The 20,876-nt window shown below is 76.5% G+C and carries 2 protein-coding genes; both read right to left on the bottom strand.

Annotated elements, in window-relative coordinates:
• Nucleotides 1-22 precede the first annotated feature (22 nt).
• A complete protein-coding gene (locus C8054_RS27575) occupies nucleotides 23-10,300 on the bottom strand; it encodes a type I polyketide synthase (protein ID WP_107161913.1) in 10,278 nt (3,425 codons plus the stop codon).
• A 298-nt stretch (nucleotides 10,301-10,598) separates the two neighbouring features.
• Nucleotides 10,599-20,858: a type I polyketide synthase gene (locus tag C8054_RS27570; protein WP_233220207.1), complete on the bottom strand. Its 10,260-nt coding sequence runs from the start codon at nucleotides 20,856-20,858 to the stop codon at nucleotides 10,599-10,601.
• Between the last annotated feature and the right edge of the window lie 18 nt (nucleotides 20,859-20,876).

The raw sequence follows: 20,876 nt of genomic DNA, 5'->3' as shown, positions 1-20,876 counted from the left end.
GGGATCAGAGGTCCGGGGCATCTCAGGCGGTTCCGAGTTCGTCGTCGAGGAGGTGGAACAGTTCCTCGGCGCTGGCGGAGCTGAGGTTGCCGTCACCCGCGGTGGGGTCGTCGGCGCCGCCGTCGGCGTACGTCCAGAGCGACAGCAGTTCGCGCAGCCGGACGGCGACGGCGGCGCGGTCGGTGTCGTCGTCGGCGATGGCACGCATCGCGGTCTCCAGCTTGTTCAGCTCACCGAGCACGGTCAGCGCGGAGGTGCTCCGCTCGGCGAGCAGCGCGCCGCGCAGGTGCGTGACCATCGCGGCGGTGGTGGGCCGGTCGTAGATCAGCGTGGACGGCAGGCGCAGCCCGGTGGCGGCGCTGAGCCGGTTGCGGAACTCGACCGCGGTCAGCGAGTCGAAGCCCAGCTCGACGAAGCCCTTCTCCTCGTCCACGTCGCGGATCGAGGCGTAGCCGAGCACCGCCGCCGCGTGCGTACGGACCAGGTCGGAGAGCACCCGGTCGCGGTCCGCCTCGGCGGTGGCGGCGAGCGTGTCGCGCAGCGCCGCCGCCGCGTCGCCGGCCGGGGCCGCGGCCGGTCCGGCGCCGGCGGTGGTCCGGACCAGGCCGTGCAGCAGCCGGGGCAGCGCCGGGCCGAGCCGGCCGAGCACCGCGTGGTCCAGGTTGACCGGGGCGATCGCCGGTTCGTCGTGGCGCAGTCCCTCGCTGAACAGCGCCATGCCCTCGTCCGGGCCGAGCGGCCGGAAGCCGGCCCGGCTCATCCGCTGCTCGTCGACGTGGCCCTGCGGCCCGCCGGGCTCGGCCGGGTTGGCCCACGGCCCCCAGGCCATGGACGTGACGGCGAGGCCACGCGCCCGGCGGTGGTGGGCGAGCCCGTCGAGGAAGGCGTTCGCGGCGGCGTGGTTGGCCTGGCCGGGCCCGCCGAACAGGCCGGCGGAGGAGGAGAACAGCACGAACGCGGCGAGGTCCAGCTTCTCGGTCAGTTCGTGCAGGTGCCAGGCGGCGTCCACCTTGGGCGTGAGGACGGTGTCGAACCGGGCCGGCGTGAGCGCGGGCAGCACGCCGTCGTCGAGGACGCCGGCGGCGTGCACCACGCCGACCAGCGGCCGGTCGGCGGGGATCTCGTCGAGCAGCACGGCGAGCGCGTCCCGGTCGCTGACGTCGACGGCGACGACCTGCGCGGCGGCGCCGAGCGCGGTCAGCTCGGCGACCAGGTCGGCCGCGCCGGGCGCGTCCGGGCCGCTGCGGCTGGCCAGCAGCAGGCGCGGCACGCCGTGCCGGGTGACCAGGTGCCGGGCGACGAGGCGGCCGAGCGCGCCGGTGGCACCGGTGACCAGCACGGTGCCCGCGGACAGCTCCGGTTCGGGCCGCTCCGGCGGCGGGCCGAGGCGGACCAGCCGGGGTACCCGGAGCTGGCCGGCGCGCAACGCGAGCTGCGGTTCGCCGGTGCCGAGCGCGGCCGGCAGCGCCACCGGGGAACGGGGGTCGTCGTCGAGGTCGAGCAGCACGAACCGGCCCGGGTTCTCGGACTGGGCGGAGCGGATCAGGCCCCACGCGGCGGCGGCCGGCAGGTCGGTGGGGCGGTCGCCGGACTCGGCGCGGACCGCGTTGCGGGTGACCACGACCAGCGGGACGTCGGCGAGCGGTTCGCGGGTGAGCCAGTCCTGCGCCAGCGCCAGCGTCTCGTGGGTGAGCAGGTGCGCGGCACGGGCCGGGTCGGGTTCGTCGGCGCGCTGCCCGGTGACGGTGGCGACGACCGCGTCGGGCCGGGCCGCGCCACCGGTCACGGCCGCGACCAGCCCGTCCAGGTCCGGGTACGCCTCGACGCCGGGCCACTCGTCGGCGTCGCCGAGCACGGCGAGGCGGGACGGGCGGCGGTCACCCGGTTCGGGGGTGATCCAGTCGAGGCGGTGCAGCGACCGGGCGGCCGCGCGGCGGGCGGTGTCGAGCTGGTCGGCGCTGATCGGGCGCAGCACGAGCGCGTCGAGGGAGGCGACCGGCACGCCGCCGGTGTCGGTGACGGTGGCGGCGACCGCGCCGTCGGTGGGGGTGAGCCGAACCCGCAGTTCCCGGGCCCGGGTGGGCTGGATCGCGAGCCCGGTCCAGGAGAACGGCAGCCCGGGGGCCGCGGTCGGCGTGATCGCGGCGTCTCCGGCCGGCGCGGTCGTGGTGGCGCGGTGCAGCGCGTCGGCGCCGAGGGTGTGCAGCGCGGCGTCGAGCAGCGCCGGGTGCAGCGTGAACGGGTCGGCGGGGGCGTCGGTGTCGAGCGCCACCTCGGCGAGGAGGTCGTCGCCGCTGCGCCAGGCGGCGCGCAGCGCCTGGAACGTCGGGCCGTAGCCGTAACCCTGCGTGGTGAGATGCGGGTAGAGCGCGTCCAGCGGGATCGGTTCGGCGTCGGCGGGCGGCCAGGCCCCGCCGGCGGCCACGGTGACCGGGCGGGTGGGGGCGAGCAGGCCGGTGGCGTGCCGCTGCCAGGTGCGGCCGGCGGCCGGGGTGTCGCCGTCGTCGTCGAGGTGGGAGTGGATGCTGACCGGCCGGCAGCCGTCGTCGTCGACGGCGCCGACGCGGACCCGCAGGTCGACGCCGCCGGTGGGCGGGACGACGAGCGGCGCTTCCAGGACCAGTTCGGTGACGTGGGCGGTGTCGACGGCGCGTCCGCTCCAGGACGCCAGCTCCACCAGTGCGGTGCCGGGGAGCAGGACGGTGCCGAGCACGGCGTGATCGGCCAGCCAGGGGTGGGTGGCCAGGGTGAGCCGGCCGGTGAACAGCAGGCCCTCGTCGCCGGGCAGGTCGGCCACGGCGTGCAGCAGCGGGTGGTCGACGGCGTCGAGTCCGGCGGCGGGCAGCCCGACCGGGCCGGAGCCGCCGCGCGCCAGCCAGTACCGGTCCCGCGCGAACGGGTAGGTGGGCAGGTCGACCGGGTCGGCGGGGGTGAGCACGGCGGTCAGGTCGATCGGGAGGCCGATGGTGTGGGCGACCGCGAGGCTGGTCAGCAGCCGGGTCGGATCGTCGTCGCCACGGCGCAGCGTGGACAGGGTGTGTCCGGTGGTGTCGGTGTCGTCGAGGATCGCCGTCACCGGCATGGTGAGCACCGGATGCGCCGAGACCTCCACGAACGTGCGATGCCCGGCCGCCAACGCGGTGCGCACCGCCTGCTCGAACCGCACCGGCTGGCGCAGGTTCGTGTACCAGTACCCGCCGTCCATGCTCTCAGGGTCGGCCCAGTCCCCCGTCACCGTGGACACCATCCGCACCTGACCTTGCTGCGGAACCAGCCCCTCCAGATCGGTCAGCATCCGCTCCCGGATCCGCTCCACACCCGGGTTGTGCGAGGCGTAGTTGAACGGCACCGGCTTCGCCCGCACCCCCTCGACCACCCACCGCTCCCGCAACTCCGCAAGCGTCTCCGGCGGACCGGACACCACCACCTGCCCCGGACCGTTGCGCACCGCCACCACCGTGCCCGGCACACCCTCGATCCGCGCCTGCACCTCATCGGCGGGCAGATCCACCGCCAACATCCCACCCGAACCCGCCAGACTGGACAGGGAACGCGCCCGCAGAATGACGGCCTTCGCCGCGTCGTCGAGCGACAGCACCCCGGCCACACACGCCGCGGCCATCTCACCCTGCGAATGACCGATCACCACCGACGGCTCCACCCCGGCAGCCCGCCACACCTCCGCCAGACACACACCCACCGCGAACAACACCGGCTGCAAGATCTCGACCCGGTCGAGCCAGGCGTCGTCGTCACCGGTCAACACCGAGACCAGGTCCACGTCCAGCAACGGCGCGAACGCCCGCTGACACTCCGCAAGACGCACATCGAACGGCGCACACCGACCCACCAGACCGGCAGCCATCCGCACCGACTGACCACCCTGACCCGGAAACACGAACACCGGACCCGGATCGTGGTCCACGCTGGCGCCGGTCACGACATTCGCGGCCGGCGTGCCCGAGGCGAGGGCGTCCAGGCCGGCCAGCAGGTCGTCGCGGTCCGTGCCCACGACCGCGGCACGCTGGTCGAGCGCGGCGCGGGTGGTGGCGAGGGACCAGGCCACCGCCGCGGGCGGCTGGTCCGGGTGCGCGCGGACGTGCCGGGCGAGGCGTTCCGCCTGGCTGGTCAGTGCGGCGGTCGAGCGGGCGGACAGCGGCCAGATCACCGCGTCGGTCCGGAGCAGCCCCGACGCGGGCTCGTCGGGTCGCCCGGTGACCGCGTACGCGTCGGGCGCCTCGATGATCACGTGGGCGTTGGTGCCGGAGATGCCGAACGACGACACCGCCGCCCGACGCGGCCGGTCCACCGCCGGCCACTCCCGCGCCTCGGTCACCAGCTCCACCGCGCCGGCCGACCAGTCGATGTGCGGCGACGGCTCGTCCACGTGCAGCGTGGCCGGCACGGTCGCGTGGCGCATCGCGAGGATCATCTTGATCACGCCGGCGACCCCGGCCGCTGCCTGCGCGTGACCCATGTTCGACTTGATCGAGCCGAGCAGCAGCGCCTGCTCCCGGTCCTGGCCGTACGTGGCCAGCAACGCCTGCGCCTCGATCGGGTCACCCAGCGTGGTGCCGGTCCCGTGCGCCTCCACCACGTCCACGTCCGACGTGGACAGTCCCGCGTCCGCCAACGCGGCCCGGATGACCCGCTGCTGCGACGGACCGTTCGGCGCGGTCAGCCCGTTCGACGCGCCGTCGGAGTTGACGGCCGAGCCGCGGACCAGCGCGAGCACCCGGTGGCCGTGCCGGCGGGCGTCGGAGAGCCGTTCCACCAGCAGCATGCCGACGCCCTCGGACCAGCCGGTGCCGTCGGCGGCAGCGGCGAACGACTTGCACCGGCCGTCGCCGGCCAGCCCGCCCTGGCGGGAGAACTCGGCGAACGTGTCCGGGGTGGCCATCACGGCGACGCCGCCGGCCAGCGCCAGGTCGCACTCGCCCCGACGCAGCGACTCCCCGGCCAGGTGCAGCGCGACAAGCGACGACGAGCAGGCGGTGTCCACGGTGACCGCCGGCCCTTCGAGCCCGAGCGTGTACGCGACCCGCCCGGAGATGACGCTGTGCGCCCCACCGGTCATCAGGTAGCCCTCGGTGCCCTCCGGCACCTCGGTCAGCCCGGTGCCGTAGCCGGAGGTGGACGCGCCGACGAACACGCCGGTACGGCTGCCGGCCAGGCCGGTCGGGTCCACGCCGGCCCGTTCCAGCACCTCCCAGGCGGCCTCCAGGGTGAGCCGCTGCTGCGGATCCATGGCGAGCGCCTCGCGCGGCGAGATGCCGAAGAACGCCGGGTCGAAACCGGTCGCCTCGGGCAGGAACCCGCCGGCCGGCGTGTAGCCGCTGTCCGGTGCCGGCACCGCCCAGCCCCGGTCGGTGGGGAAGCCGCCGATCGCGTCGACGCCGTCGGCGACGAGGCGCCACAGCTCCTCCGGGCCGTCCACGCCGCCCGGGTAACGGCAGGCCATACCGACCACCACGATCGGCTCGTCCGTCCCGGCGGTGACGGTCGGCGCGGCCGGCGCGGTGGCGTCCGCGCCGAACGCGGTGACCCGCAGGTGCCGGGCCAGCTCGGCCGGGGTGGGGTGGTCGAAGACCAGGGTGGACGGCAGCCGTAGGCCGGTGGCCTCGTTCAGCCGGGTCCGCAGGTCCACCGCGGTCAGCGAGTCGAAGCCGAGGTCCTTGAACGGTCGGCCGCGCAGGTCGTCGGCGGTGGCGTGGCCGAGGACCCGGGCGGTCTGCTCGTCGACCAGCCGCAGCAGCTCCCGCTCCTGCTCGGCCTCGGGCCGGCCGGCCAGGTGGCGCAGCGCCTCGGTGACGCCGGCCGGCGCGGCGGCGTCCCGCGCCGCCTCGGCCTCGGTCAACGCGCGGACCTGCGGCAGTTCGGACAGCAACGGGCTGGGCCGGGTGAGCGTGAACGCCGGGTGGAAGCGGCTCCAGTCGACGTCGGCGACCGTGACGCCGGCGGCGGGCCGGTCCAGCGCCCGGTCCAGCGCCACCAGGGCCCGCGCCGGGTCGATGGTGGGCAGACCCATCCGGTGCAGCTGCTCGGTGGCGGTGTTCTTCGCGGCCATGCCGTCGGCGCCGCCCCACGCGGTCCACGCGACGGCGGTGGCGGTGAGCCCCCGGTCGCGGCGGTGCACGGCGAGCGCGTCGAGCAGCGAGTTGCCCGCGCCGTACGCGCACTGGCCGGCGCTGCCCCAGGTGCCGGAGACGGAGGAGAAGAGCAGGAACGCGGCAAGCGGCCGGTCGGCGAGGCACTCGTCGAGGTGCAGCGCGCCGAGCACCTTGCCGGCGACGACGTGCGCGAACTCGTCGAGCGTGGTGCCGGTCAGCGGGGTGAGCTGGTCGGTGCCGGCGGCGTGCACCACCGCGCTCAGGTCGGGCAGCGAGTCGAGCAGCGCGGCGACCGCCGTACGGTCGGTCATGTCGCAGGCGGCGGCGGTGACCCGGCCGTCGGCGCCGTGCTCGGCGAGCAGCGGGGCCAGGCCGGGGGTGTCGGCGCCGCGCCGGCCGGCCAGCACGACCCGCCGGGCGCCGCGCTCCAGCAGCCAGCGGGTGACGTGGCCGCCGAGCGCGCCGGTGCCGCCGGTGACCAGGACGGTCGCGTCGGTCCAGCGGTCGCCGGTCGGCTGCTCCGGTGCGGGGGCGGGGACGAGCCGCCGGCCCCAGACGCCGCCGGCGCGGACCGCGACCTGGTCCTCGCCGCTGCCGCCGGCGAGCACGGCGGCGAGACGGCGGCGGACCGCGTCGTCGGGCGTGGCCGGCAGGTCGATCAGGCCGCCCCACCGGTGCGGCTGTTCCACGGCGGCGGCCCGGCCGAGGCCCCAGACCAGGTTCTGCACCGGGTCGGTGAGCCGGTCGGCGGGTCCGGCCTTGACCGCGCCGCTGGTCAGGCACCAGACGGGCGCGGGAAGGTCGAGGTCGGTCAGCGCCTGGAGCAGCACCAGCGTGGTGGCGGCGGCGACGCTGACGCCGGGGTGCTCGGGCAGCAGCCGGTCCTGGCCGGCGACCAGGTGCAGCACGCCGGCCACCGGCGCGTCACCGAGCGCGGCGCGCAGCCGGTCGGCGAGCGCCTTACGGTCCAGGTCGTCGGCGCCGAGGCGCAGCACGATCGCGTCGTCGACGAGCGCGGGCAGCTCGTCGGCCCAGCCGGGAGCGGCGTCCGCGGGCAGCAGCACCAGCCAGCGGCCCGCCGGCCGGTCCCCCTCGGCGACCGCTACCGGTTGCCACCGCACCTGGTACGACCAGCCGTCCACCACGGACCGGTCGTGCCGGCCGCGACGCCACGCGGAGAGCACCGGCAACGCGGGTCGCAGCGTCTCCACCGGGTCACCGCCGGCGGCGGCGCCGAGCTGGTCGCGCAGCGCGTCGACGTCGGCGCGTTCCACGGCGGCCCAGAACTCGGCGTCCGCGCCACCCTCCTCGACGGCGGGCGCGGCGGCCGGCGGCTCGGGCCAGAACCGCTGGCGGTGGAACGCGTACCCGGGCAGCCGGACCCGGTGCGGGTCGGCGCCGGCGAACAGCTCCCGCCAGCCGACCGGGACGCCGGCGACGTGCAGTTCGGCGAGCGCGGTGAGCACAGCCTCCGGTTCCGGGCGGTCGCGGCGCAGCAGCGCCACGGCGGTGGCGTCCGGGCCGGTCACCTCCCGGGTCAGCGCGGTCAGCACACCGCTCGGCCCGACCTCCAGGAACGTGCCGGCGCCGAGCGCGCGCAGCCGGGTCACGCCGTCGGCGAAGCGGACCGTCTCCCGGACGTGCCGCACCCAGTACCCGGGGGTGCGGATCTCGTCCGGGTCGACCGGCTCGCCGGTCAGGTTGGACACGATCGGCAGCGTCGGCGCGTGCCGCTCCAGCCGTTCGACCACGGCGGCGAACGCGGCGAGCATCGGCTCCATCAGCGGGCTGTGGAACGCGTGGCTGACGGTGAGGCGCTTGGTGCGTACGCCCCGGGTGGCGGCGCGGCGCTCGACGTCGGCGATCGCGTCGGCGGCGCCGGAGACCACGACGGCGGCCGGCCCGTTGACGGCGGCGACACCGACCGGCCCGTCCACGTCGGTGAGGAGCGCCTCGACGTCGGCGGGCGCGGCGGCCACGGAGAGCATCGCGCCGCCGGCCGGCAGCTCCTGCATGAGCCGGCCGCGCGCGGCGACCAGCGTGGCGGCGTCGGCGAGGCTGAACACGCCGGCCACGTGCGCGGCGACCACCTCGCCGATGGAGTGGCCGGCGAGCAGGTCCGGCCGTACGCCCCACGAGTCCAGCAGCCGGCACAGCGCCACCTCGACGGCGAAGAGCGCGGCCTGGGTGTACTCGGTCCGGTCGAGCAGCGCGGCGTCGGCGGTGCCCGGCTCGGCGGCGAGGATCGGCCCGAGCGGGCGGGGCAGGTGCCTGTCGAGTTCGCGGCAGACCTCGGTGAGCCCGTCGGCGTAGGCGGGGAACGCGGCGGCCAGTTCCCGGCCCATCCCGGCGCGCTGCGCGCCCTGCCCGCTGAACAGGAACGCCACCTGCCCGCCGCGCGGGCCGGCGCCGGTGACCAGGCCGGACGCGGTGTCACCGGCGGCCAGGGCACGCAGCGCGTCGCGCAGCGCGTCGCGGTCCGGCGCGAGGACCACGGCCCGGTGGTCGAGCGCGCCCCGGGTGGTGACCGACGACCAGCCGATGTCGGTGACGGGGGCGTCGTCGGTGGCGAGCCAGTCGGCCCAGCGGGCGGCCTGGGCGGCCAGCCCGGCGGCGTCGCGCCCGGAGAGCAGCACCGGCACCAGGCCGGCGGCCACCACCGGCGCCGGACCGGTCACCGGCGCGGCGTCCGTGGAGGTGCCGGCGGCGGGCGGCGTGGCGGCAGCCGGCGAGGTGGCGGCGCTCGACGTGGTGGCGGCGCCGGCGTCCGGGGTCGCCGGGGTGGCGGCGGCCGGCTCCGGCGGCGGTGGGGCCTCCTCGACGATCACGTGGGCGTTGGTGCCGCTCATCCCGAACGAGGAGACGCCGGCCCGGCGGGGCTGCTCCCCCGGCGGCCAGGGCAGCGGCTCGCTCAGCAGCGACACCGCGCCGGCGGACCAGTCGACGTGCGGGGTGGGCGCGTCCACGTGCAGCGTGGCGGGCAGCCGGTCGTGCCGCAGCGCCATGACCATCTTGATCACACCGGCGACGCCGGCGGCGGCCTGGGTGTGGCCGATGTTCGACTTCACCGACCCGAGCCGCAGCGGCCGGTCGGCCGGTCGGCCCTGCCCGTACGTGGCGAGCAGCGCGGTGGCCTCGATCGGGTCGCCGAGGTTGGTGCCGGTGCCGTGCGCCTCGACGGCGTCGACCTGCTCCGGGGCGAGTCGGGCGCTGGCCAGCGCCTGGAGCACCACCCGCTGCTGTGAGGGGCCGTTGGGGGCGGTGAGCCCGTTGGACGCGCCGTCCTGGTTGACCGCGCTGCCCCGGATCACGGCGAGGACGGGATGGCCGTTGCGGCGGGCGTCGGAGAGCCGCTCCAGCAGCAGCACGCCGACGCCCTCGCCCCAGGCGGTCCCGTCGGCGGCGGCGGCGAACGCCTTGACCCGGCCGTCGGCGGCCAGCCCGCGCTGGCGGCTGAACCCGACGAACGCGGCCGGGGTGGACATGACGGTGGCGCCGCCGGCGAGCGCGAGCGTGCACTCGCCCTGCCGCAGCGCCTGGCCGGCGAGGTGCATCGCGACGAGCGACGACGAACACGCGGTGTCGACGGAGACGGCCGGTCCCTCGATGCCGAGCACGTACGAGATGCGGCCGGAGACGACGCTGGCGGCGGTGCCGGTGAGCACGTACCCCTCGACGCCGGGCGGGGGTGTCTGGAGCAGCGCCGCGTAGTCCTGACCGGTGGTGCTGGCGAACACGCCGACCTGGTGGCCGCGCAGCGTCGCCGGGTCGATGCCGGCGTGCTCGAACGCCTCCCACGACGTCTCCAGCAGCAGCCGCTGCTGCGGGTCCATGCCCAGCGCCTCGCGGGGCGAGATACCGAAGAAGCCGGCGTCGAACTCGGTGGCCGAGTCCAGGAAGCCGCCCTCACCGACGTAGGAGGTGCCGGGGTGGTCGGGGTCCGGGTGGATGAGCCGCTCCAGGTCCCAACCACGGTCGGTGGGGAACGCCGAGACCGCGTCGGTGCCGCTGTCGACCAGCCGCCACAGGTCCTCCGGGGAGCGCACCCCGCCGGGGAACCGGCAACCGATGCCGACGACGGCGATGGGCTCGCGGTTCGCGGCCTCCAACTCGCCGAGCTTCCGCCGGGTCTGGTGCAGGTCGGCGGTCATCCATTTCAGATATTCCCGGAGGGTGTCCTCAGTCGCCATCAGCGCCACCTTTTCGGGCCGGAACAACAGGCGACCCAATACCGTTCGGCGCGATCACGAATTGCGTTGACCAGCGCCCACCAGGTCTCACTTACGGTGAGGAAGGTAATTGCCTGGCCAGACGCGTCACAACCCCTAGCCCGCCCCTAGGGCCGCCCCTAGCAGGGACGCCGCCGCGAGGTGCGCAGGCTGGGCCGGTACGCCGCCGCGACCGGTCCGGCCGGACCGGTCGCGGCGGCGCCCGCCAAGCCCTCGCGACCGGCGGGGCCGGATCCCTCACAATGGCGCGCGAATTCGTTCAGAATTCGCCGCCCGGCCCGCCCAGCTCGCGATGGATGAAATCGAACAGTTCGGCGTCACTGGCCGCGCCGAGCGTGTCGGTCACCGGCGCTTCCGGCGTTCCCGCGCGCTCGTCGCCCCAGCGGGCGATGAACGCCTGCATCTGCACCAGCAGCTTCTGCCGGGTGAGCGGGTCCGGCGTGCCGGCGGTGAACAGGTCGTCCACCTTCTCCAGTTCGGCGAGCAGGCCGGTGGTGGTGGCGGCGCCGTCGGGCGCCAGCAGCGTCCGCAGGTGCCGGGCGAGCGCCAGCGGGGTCGGGTAGTCGAAGACCACACTGCCTGGCAGCGTGGCCCCGGTCGCGGCGCGCAGCCGGTTCCGCAGTTCGACCGCGGTCATCGAGTCGAATCCGACCTCGCGGAACGCCCGGCCGGGGCCGAGGTCGGCGGCGTCCGGGAGACCGAGCACCGCCGCGGCCTGGCCGGCGACGAGGTCGACCAGGATCGCGTCGCGCTCCGCGTCGCCGAGCGGGCGCAGCCGGTCCCGCAGCGCCGCCGCGGCGGCCTCGTCCGCGGGCTGCTCGGCGTGCAGGCCGTGCAGCGCCTCGGCGGCCTCGGGCAGGTCGGCGAAGAGCGGCCGGTCCCGGACCGCCGCGACGGCCGGCACGAACCGGTCCCACCGCACGTCGGCGACGACGAGCCGGTCGCCGTCGACGACCGCCTGACGGAGCGCGGCGACGGCCAGCTCCGGGTCCATGCCGGGCAGGCCGCTGCGGCCCAGGTGCGCCAGGTCGGTGTCGGTGAGGCCGTCCGCCCAGGGACCGAACGCCACCGACGTCACCGGCAGCCCGGCGTGCTGCCAACCGGCGGCGAGGACGTGCAGCAGCGCGTCGCCGGCCGCCTGCCCGTAGCGCCCGCCGGAGCCCCACACGCCGGAGGTGGACGAGCAGACCACCAGCGCGCCGAGCGCGCGCTGTTCCACCTCGTCGGCGTACCGGGGCAGGTCGCCGACGGTGGCGGTCAGGTCGGCGGCGAGGTCGGCCAGGGTGAGGTCGACAAGTGGCGCGGTGCCGGTGTCGGCCGGCACGTGCACCAGCCCGGTCACCGGCCGCCCGTCGGCGGCGAGCTGCGCCATCCGGTCGGCCAGCTTGCCGCCGGCCGTCTCGTCCAGCGGCACCACCGACGCCCCGGCCCCGTCGAGCCAGGCGGTGGTGTGCCGGGCGACCGGTCCGACGCCGCCGGTGAGCAGGACGCTGCCCTGCGGCGTCCAGCCGCCGCCCGTACCCGTGCCCGGGCCGGTGGCCCGGACCAGCCGGCGGACGAGCGGACCGGACCCGCGCACCGCGACCTGGTCCTCGCCCTCCCGGTTGGTCAGCGCGGCCAGCAGTCCGGCGGCGGCCTCGGCGGTCACCGTGCCGGGCAGGTCGACGAGCCCGCCGACGTGCCGGGGGTGTTCCAGCGCGGCAGCCAGGCCGAGGCCCCAGCTGGTGGCCTGCCACGGCCGGGTGGCGGGTTCGCCGTCGGTGGCGGCGGCCCCGGCGGTGGCGAGCCACAGCGGTGCGCCGCCGTCGCGGGCGACGTGCGCCTGGAGCAGCAGCAGGTTGGCCGCGAGCCCGGCCGGCAGGGCGTCCTGCCCGGGGTGCGGGGCCTCGTCGAGCGCGAGCAGCGACAGCAGCGCGGTGGGCCGGTGGTCGGCCTCGGCCCGGGCCAGGGCGTCGGCGAGGCCGTCCCGGTCCGCGGTGGCCGGGTCGACGGTGAGCAGCCGTACGTCGGCGCCGCCGGCCCGCAGCGCGTCGGCGACCGTGTCGGCGGTCTCGCGTGGCGGCGCGACCAGCAGCCAGCGGCCCGGCTCGCCGCCGGTCAACGCGCGCCGGTGCCAGGCGACCCGGTAGCGCCAGCCGGCCAGCACGCCGTCCTGGCGGCGCCGGCGTCGCCACGCGTCGAGCTGTGGCAGCACGTCGCGCAGCGGCTGCCCGGTGTCGATGCCGAGCCGGTCGAGGTCGCCGTCGCCGACCGCCCGCCAGAACTCGCCGTCGTCCGCCGCCGCGCCGCCGACGGGGGTGCTCAACGTGGGCCAGTACCGCTGCGGCTGGAACGCGTACGTGGGCAGCTCGGGCAGGTCCCGGACGGCGGGGCGGGGGCCGGCCAGCGGCGTCAGCAGCGCCGGCCAGTGCGGGTCCCGCCCGGCCGCGTAGCCGGTGGCGACCGCGGTGAGCAGGCTGGTGACCTCCGGTACGCCGGCACGCAGCGCGGCGACCGCGCTGGTGTCGTCGGGCAGCAGGTCGGCGTTCATCGGGGTCAGCACCGCGGCGGGCCCGAGTTCCAGGAACGTGTCCACGCCGGTGTCGCGCAGCGCGGCGATCCCGTCGGCGTACCGGACCGCCTCGCGCACGTGCCGTACCCAGTAGTCCGGCGTGCGCAGGTCGTCGCCGGCGGCGAGCGCGCCGGTCAGGTTGGACACCACCGGCAGCAGCGGCGCGGCGAAGCTCACCCCGTCGAGCACGGTCCGGAACTCGGCCAGCATGGGCGCCATCAGCGGGCTGTGGAACGCGTGGCTCACGGTGAGCCGGCGGGTGCGGACGCCCCGGTCGCGCCAGGCGCGCTCGATCCCGTCCAGCGCGTCGGTCGGGCCGGACACCACCACCGACGACGGGCCGTTGACCGCCGCGATCCCGACCTCCGGGTGCCCGGCGACCGACGTGGCCACCTCGGCCTCGGGGGCGGCGACCGCCAGCATCCCGCCGCCGGCCGGCAGCGCCTGCATGAGCCGGCCGCGCGCGGCGACGAGCGTGCACGCGTCGGTCAGGGACAGCACACCCGCCACGTGGGCGGCGACGATCTCGCCGACCGAGTGGCCACCGACGGCGTCCGGCACGATCCCGAACGACTCGACGAGGCGGAACAGCGCCACCTCGACCGCGAACAGGCCGGCCTGGGTGAACCGGGTCTGGTCCAGCAGGTCGCCGTCGTCGAACAGCACCGGCTTGAGCGGCTGCGGCAGCAGCGGGTCGAGGTGCGCGCACACCTCGTCCAGCGCGGCGGCGAACACTCCGAACGCCGCGTACAGCTCCCGGCCCATGCCGGCGCGTTGCGCGCCCTGCCCGGAGAAGAGGATCGCGGTCCGGCCGGTCCGTGCCGGCGCGGCCGGGACGAGCGCCGGGTGGGTGTCGCCGGCGGCGAGCGCGGTCAGCGCGGCCAGCCGGGTCGCCGGGTCGGCGGCGACCACCACGGCCCGGTGGGCCAGGTGCGCCCGGCCCTCCACCAGCGCCCACGCGGTCGTGCCCGGATGGGCCGCGAACAGCGGGTCGGTCGGGTCGGTGAGGCGCCGGGCCAGCCGGTCGGCCTGCTCCCGCAGGCCGGCGCCGGTCGCGGCGCTGACCGGCCAGGGCAGCGCCACGTCCACCCGCCCCGACCCGGTGTCGCCGGTGGCGGGGCGGTCGTCGGCGGCGCCGGTGGTCGGCGCCTCCTCCAGGATCACGTGGGCGTTGGTGCCGCTGATGCCGAACGACGAGACGCCGGCCCGGCGCGGCGCGTCACCGGGCGTCCACGGGCGGGCCTCGGTGAGCAGCGCCAGCGGGCCGGACGCCCAGTCCACGTGCGGGGTGGGCGCGTCGACGTGCAGCGTGGCCGGGAGCGTCGCGTGGCGCAGCGCCAGCACCATCTTGATCAGGCTGGCCGCGCCGGCGGCGGCCTGGGTGTGGCCCAGGTTCGACTTGACCGAGCCGAGCCAGAGCGGCCGGTCGGCCGGCCGGTCCGGCCCGTACGCGGCGGCGAGCGCCTGCGCCTCGATCGGGTCGCCGAGCGTGGTGCCGGTGCCGTGCGCCTCGATCGCGTCGATGTCGGCCGGGGCCAGGCCGGCGTTCGCCAGGGCGGCCCGGATGACGCGCTGCTGGGCCGGCCCGTTCGGGGCGGTCAGCCCGTTGGACGCGCCGTCCTGGTTGACAGCGCTGCCGCGGACCACGGCGAGGATCCGCCGGCCGTCGCGTTCCGCGTCGGAGAGGCGTTGCAGCAGCAGCACGCCGACGCCCTCGCCCCAGCCGGTGCCGTCCGCGGCGGCGGCGAACGCCTTGACCCGGCCGTCCTCGGCGAGCCCACGCTGCCGGGAGAACTCCAGGAACGCGCCGGGCGTGGACATCACGGTGACGCCGCCGGCCAGCGCCAGGTCGCACTCGCCGGAGCGCAGTGCCTGCGCGGCCAGGTGCAGCGCCACCAGCGACGACGAGCAGGCCGTGTCGACGGTGACGGCGGGTCCGTGCAGGCCGAACGCGTACGCCAGCCGGCCGGAGACCACTGACGCGCCGTTGCCGGTGGCCTGGTAGCCCTCCACCTCGGACCGGGCGCCGAGCAGCAACGTGGCGTAGTCCTGCCCGTTGGTGCCCATGAACACGCCGGTGGCGGAGCCGCGTACCCGCTGCGGGTCGAGGCCGGCGTGCTCGAACGCCTCCCAGGTGGTGTGCAGCAGCAGCCGCTGCTGCGGGTCCATGGCGAGCGCCTCGCGCGGGTTGATGCCGAAGAACGCGGCGTCGAAGCCGGCCACGTCGGCCAGGAAGCCGCCGCTGCGGGTGTAGCTGGTCCCGACGCGTTCCGGGTCGCTGTCGAACAGGCCGTCGAGGTCCCAGCCCCGGTCGGTGGGCATCGGCGTGACCGCGTCCCCGCCGTCGGCGAGCAGCCGCCACAGCTCCTGCGGGGAGGACACCCCGCCGGGGAAGCGGCAGGCCATCGAGACGATGGCGATCGGTTCGTCGGCGGCCGGCCGGATCACCCGGGTGGCCTCGGCCGGGGCGTCCGCGCCGGCCACCATCTCGCTACGCAGGAAGCGCGCCAGCTCGGCCGCCGACGGGTGGTCGAAGACCACTGTCGAGGGCAGCGTGGCGCCGGTGGCCCGGCCCAGCCGGTCGCGCAGTTGCACGGCGGCCAGCGAGTCGAAGCCGAGTTCGCGGAACGCCCGACCGGCGGGCACCTGGTCGGTGGAGGTGTGCCCGAGCACCGCGGCGGCCTCGGCGCGTACCAGGTCGAGCAGGAGCGTCTCCTGCCCGGCGGCCGGCAGCGTGGCCAGCCGGGCGCGGAGCCCACCGTCGGCGGTTTCCGGTTGCGTCCGGTCGACGGCGACGGTCGGGGCGACCCGGTCGAACAGGTGGCTGGGCCGCGCCGCGGTGTACGCGGCCACGAACCGGGACCAGTCCACGCCGGCGATCACCGGGGCCGGCTCGGGGGCGTTGACCCAGCGGCCCAGCGCGGCGACGGCGGCGGCGGGCGGCAGCGGGTCGAGGCCGCGTCGGCGCAGCCCGTCCGCGGTCTCCCCGGCGGCCATACCGTCGGCGGCCCACGGCCCGTAGGCGAGCGCGGTGGCCGGCCGGCCGGCGGCGCGCCGGGCCGCGACCAGCGCGTCGAGCAGGGCGTTGCCGGCGGCGTAGCCGGCCTGCCCGCCGCCGCCCCACACGCCGGCGACGGAGGAGAACACCACGAACGCGTCCAGGTCGCGGCCCTGGCAGGCGGCGTCCAGGTGGATCGCGCCGAGCGCCTTGCCGGACAGCGTGCCGGCCAGCGCGTCGGTGGTCAGGTCGGTCACGGCGGCGGGGTCGCCGGTGATGCCGGCGGTGTGCACGACGGCGGTCAGTTCCGGCAGGTCGTCGACCAGGTCGGTGACGGCGACCGGGTCGCTGACGTCGCAGGCGACCACCCGTACCGCGCCGAGCGTGGCGGCCAGGTCGGCGGCGCCCGGGGCGTCCGGGCCGCGCCGGGAGGCCAGCACCACCTCGTCGGCGCCGTTGGCCAGCAGCCACCGGGCCACGTGCCGGCCGAGCGCGCCGGTGCCGCCGGTGACCAGCACGGTGCCGCGCGGCTGCCAGCCGCCGCCGACCGGTGGCGCCGCCGGGAGGAGGCGTCGGGCGAGGACGCCGGTGCGGCGTACGGCCACCTGGTCGTGGCGGCCGTCGGCGAGCACCGCGACGAGCGCGGCGCGGGTGGTGCGGTCGGCGCGGCCGGGCAGGTCGATCAGGCCACCCCACCGGTCGGGCCGTTCCAGCGCCACGACCCGGCCGAGGCCCCAGGCGGCTGCGGCGCGGACGTCGCCGCCCCGGTCGCCGGAGGTCACGGGCAGCGCGGCCCGGCTGAGCGCCCACACCCGGCCGGGCAGGCCGGTGTCGGTGAGCGCCTGGACGAGCGTGAGCAGCGCGGCGGTGCCGGCCGGGACGGCCGGCTCGTCGGGAGTCGGCCGGTCCTGGCGGGGCAGGACGCAGAGCACGCCGGTCCAGCCCTGGTCGCCGAGCCGCCGTAGCCGCTCCCCCAGTTCGGGCCGGTCGATGCCGGCGGGGACGGTGAGCGTGTCCACCTGGGCGCCGGCCGCGGCGAGCGTCTTCGCGACGCCCGCGTCGGCCCCGCCACCAACGGTGGTGACCAGCCACCGGCCGGTCAGTCCGGACGCGGCGGCGGGGCGCACCGGCTCCCACCCGATCCGGTACGCCGAGCCGGCGCCCCGGGTCCGCGCCCGACGCCAGTCGGCCAGGACCGGCAGCGCGGCGCTGAGCGCGTCGGCGGCGGTGTCGTCGCCGAGGTGCGCGGCGAGCGCGGCCGGGTCGCCGTGCTCGACGGCGGCCCAGAACTCGGCGTCCGGCCCGTCGGTGCGGGCGGGCGTGTCGGGCCAGAACCGTTGCCGTTGGAACGCGTACGTGGGGAGGTCGACGCGGTTCGCGCCGGTGCCGGCGAACCAGGGCGTCCAGTCGACGGGCACCCCGTGCACGTGCAGTTCGGCCAGCGCGGCCAGCAGCGCGTCCCGCTCGTCGCGGTCGTGGCGCTGGGCGGCGACCGCCCGTACGCCGTCGGTCTGGTCGGGGATCAGCGCGGTGAGCACGCTGCGCGGGCCGATCTCCAGGTACGTGTCCGCCCCGGCGGCGCGCAGCGCGGTCACGCCGTCGGCGAACCGCACCGCCTCCCGCACGTGCCGCACCCAGTAGTCGGGCGTGCGCAGCTCGTCGTCGGCCGCCAGCGCGCCCGTCACGTTGGACACGACCGGCAGCAGCGGCGCGGCGAACGTCAACCCGTCGAGGACCGAGCGGAACTCGGCCAGCATGGGCTCCATCAGCGGGCTGTGGAACGCGTGGCTGACGGTCAGCCGTCGGGTGCGTACGCCGCGCTCCTGCCAGTGGCGCGTGAGCGCGTCGAGCGCGTCGAGCGGTCCGGACACCACGACCGCCGTCGGTCCGTTGACCGCCGCGATCCCGACCTCCGAGTGGTCCGCGATCGACGCGGCCACCTCGGCCTCGGGGGCGGCCACCGCCAGCATCCCACCGCCGGCCGGCAACGCCTGCATCAGCCGACCCCGCGCCGCCACCAGCGCACACGCGTCCGGCAGCGACAACACACCCGCCACGTACGCGGCGGTCACCTCACCGATCGAGTGCCCACCCACGAAGTCCGGAATCACCCCGAACGACTCGACGAGCCGGAACAACGCCACCTCGACCGCGAACAGACCCGCCTGCGTGAACCGCGTCTGATCCAACAGATCGCCGTCACCGAACAACACCGGCCGCAACGGCTGCGGCAGCAACGGATCGAGTGCCGCGCACACCTCATCCAACGCGGACGCGAACACCGGAAACGCCTCGACCAACTCCCGACCCATGCCGGCACGCTGCGCACCCTGCCCCGAGAACAGCACCGCCACCCGGCCCCGCTGCTCCCGACCACCGACGACCACCGCACCCGACGGCCCACCGGCCGCCAACGCCCGCAGCCCGGCCAGCAGACCGTCCCGGTCGGCGGCGGCGAGCACGGCGCGCTGCTCCAACGGGGTACGGGTGGTGACGGACGACCATCCGACGTCGACCGGACGGAGCGTCTCGTCACCGGCCAACCAGGCCGCCCAACGGCCGGCCTGCGCGGCGAGCGCCGCATCGGTACGCGCCGACAGCAACACCGGCACCGGCCCACCGGCCGACTCACCAGCGCCCGTCGACTCGACGACGTCGGTGGGCTGCTCCAGGATGACGTGGGCGTTGGTGCCGGAGATCCCGAACGACGACACCGCCGCGCGGCGGGGCCGATCCCGGTCGGGCCACGGCGTCGCGGCGGTGGCCAGGGTGATCGCCCCGGCCGTCCACTCGACGTGCGGCGACGGCTCGTCCACGTGCAACGTCGGCGGCACGATCCCGTGCCGCATCGCGAGGACCATCTTGATGATCCCGGCGACCCCGGCCGCCGCCTGCGTGTGCCCCAGGTTCGACTTGACCGACCCGAGCAGCAGCGGCGTCTCGCGGTCCTGCCCGTACGTGGCCAGCAGCGCCTGCGCCTCGATCGGATCACCCAACGTGGTGCCCGTGCCGTGCGCCTCCACCGCGTCCACGTCCGACGTGGTCAACCGCGCATTGGCCAGGGCCTGCCGGATCACCCGCTGCTGCGACGGACCGTTCGGCGCGGTCAACCCGTTCGACGCGCCGTCCTGATTCACCGCGCTGCCCCGCACCACCGCCAGAATCCGCCGACCCTCACGACGCGCGTCGGAGAGCCGCTGCACCAGCAGCACGCCGGAACCTTCGCCCCAGCCAGTGCCGTCGGCGGACGCGGCGAACGACTTGCAGCGGCCGTCCGCCGACAGGCCCCGCTGCCGGGAGAACTCGATGAACGTGCCCGGCGTCGCCATCACCGTCACACCACCGGCCAGCGCCAGGTCACACTCCCCGGACCGCAACGCCTGCACCGCCAGGTGCAACGCCACCAGCGACGACGAACACGCGGTGTCCACGGTGACCGCGGGGCCCTCCAGCCCGAACGAGTACGCCACCCGGCCGGACAGCACGCTGCCGGACGTGCCGACGCCCACGTAGCCCTCGACCTCGGCCGGCAGTTCCACCAGCCGCGTGGCGTAGTCGTGGTACATCACCCCGGCGAACACCCCGGTCCGCGAGCCACGCAGCGCCACCGGGTCCACCCCGGCCGACTCGAACGCCTCCCACGACGTCTCCAGCAGCAGCCGCTGCTGCGGATCCATCGCCAGGGCCTCCCGCGGCGAGATGCCGAAGAAGCCGGGGTCGAAGTCGGCGGCGTCGTAGAGGAAGCCGCCCTGCGTCGCGTACGACGTGCCGCTGCGGTCCGGGTCGCTGTCGAACAGCGACGCGAGGTCCCAGCCCCGGTCGGCCGGGAACTCGGAGATGCCGTCGCCACCGGCGGCCAGCAGCTCCCAGAGCTGCTCCGGGTTCTCCACCCCGCCGGGATAGCGACACGCCATGCCGACGATCGCCACCGGCTCGTCCAGACCGGTCGGGACGGCGGCCCGCGCGGTTGCCGGGTCCGGCCGGCTTCCGGCCAGCTCGGACCACACCTGTCCGGCGAGCGCGGCCGGCGTCGGGTAGTCGAACACCAGCGTGGACGGCAGCCGCAGCCCGGTGGCCGCGTTGACCCGGTTGCGCAGGTCCACCGCGGTCAGCGAGTCGAAGCCGAGTTCCTGGAACGCCCGGTCGGCCGGCACCGTGCCGGCCCCGGCGTGGCCGAGCACCTGCGCGACCAGGCCCCGGACCAACAGGTCCACCTCGGCGCGGGCCTCGTCGTCGGTGAGTCGGGCGAGCCGGTCGGCCCAGCCACCGGCCCCGGCGAGGCGCCGGCCGGCGGGGCGGCCGACGAGCGTGGCCAGCATCGCCGGTACGGGTGCGCCGGCGGTCGCCGCGCGCAGCGCCGGCACGTCGATCACGGTGGGCACGAGCTGCGGTCGACCGGTGGCGAGCGCGGCGTCGAACAGGTCCAGACCGGTCTGCACGCTCATCGGCGTCAAGCCGGCCCGCGCCGACCGCTGCCGGTCCCCCGCCGACAACGACGCCGCCATCCCGGCGGTGTCCCACATGCCCCACGCCAACGACACCGCCGGCAGACCCTCGTGCCGACGCCACGCCGCCAACCCGTCGAGGAACGCGTTGCCCGCCGCGTAGGCGGCCTGGCCCGGCGAGCCGAGCACCCCGGCGACGGAGGAGAACAACACGAACAGGTCCAGATCGAGATGCCGGGTGGCCTCGTGCAGCCACCACGCCGCCGTGACCTTCGGCGCGAGCACGTTCGCCAACCGCTCCGCGCTGATCGACGACACCACCCCGTCGTCCAGCACACCCGCGGTGTGGACCACGCCGGCCAACCGGCCCGGCACACCCGCCACCAGACGCGCGACCTGATCGCGATCGGTCACGTCACACGCCACCACCGACACCGACGCACCCAAGCCGGACAACCGCTCGACCAGCGCGTCCGCGCCCGGCGCGGCCGGGCCCTGCCGCGACACCAGCACCAGCGACCGCACCCCGTGCCCGGTCACCAG

It is taken from the genome of Micromonospora sp. RP3T, from assembly GCF_003027925.1.
GTDB lineage: Bacteria > Actinomycetota > Actinomycetes > Mycobacteriales > Micromonosporaceae > Micromonospora.
Note: the sequence above shows the minus strand (reverse complement) of the source record. Positions and strands in the feature narration are given on the sequence as shown.

Coding starts and splice junctions, on each gene's coding strand:
- C8054_RS27575 (WP_107161913.1), bottom strand. CDS start 10,300: ATGGCGACTGAGGACACCCTCCGGGAATATCTGAAATGGATGACCGCC.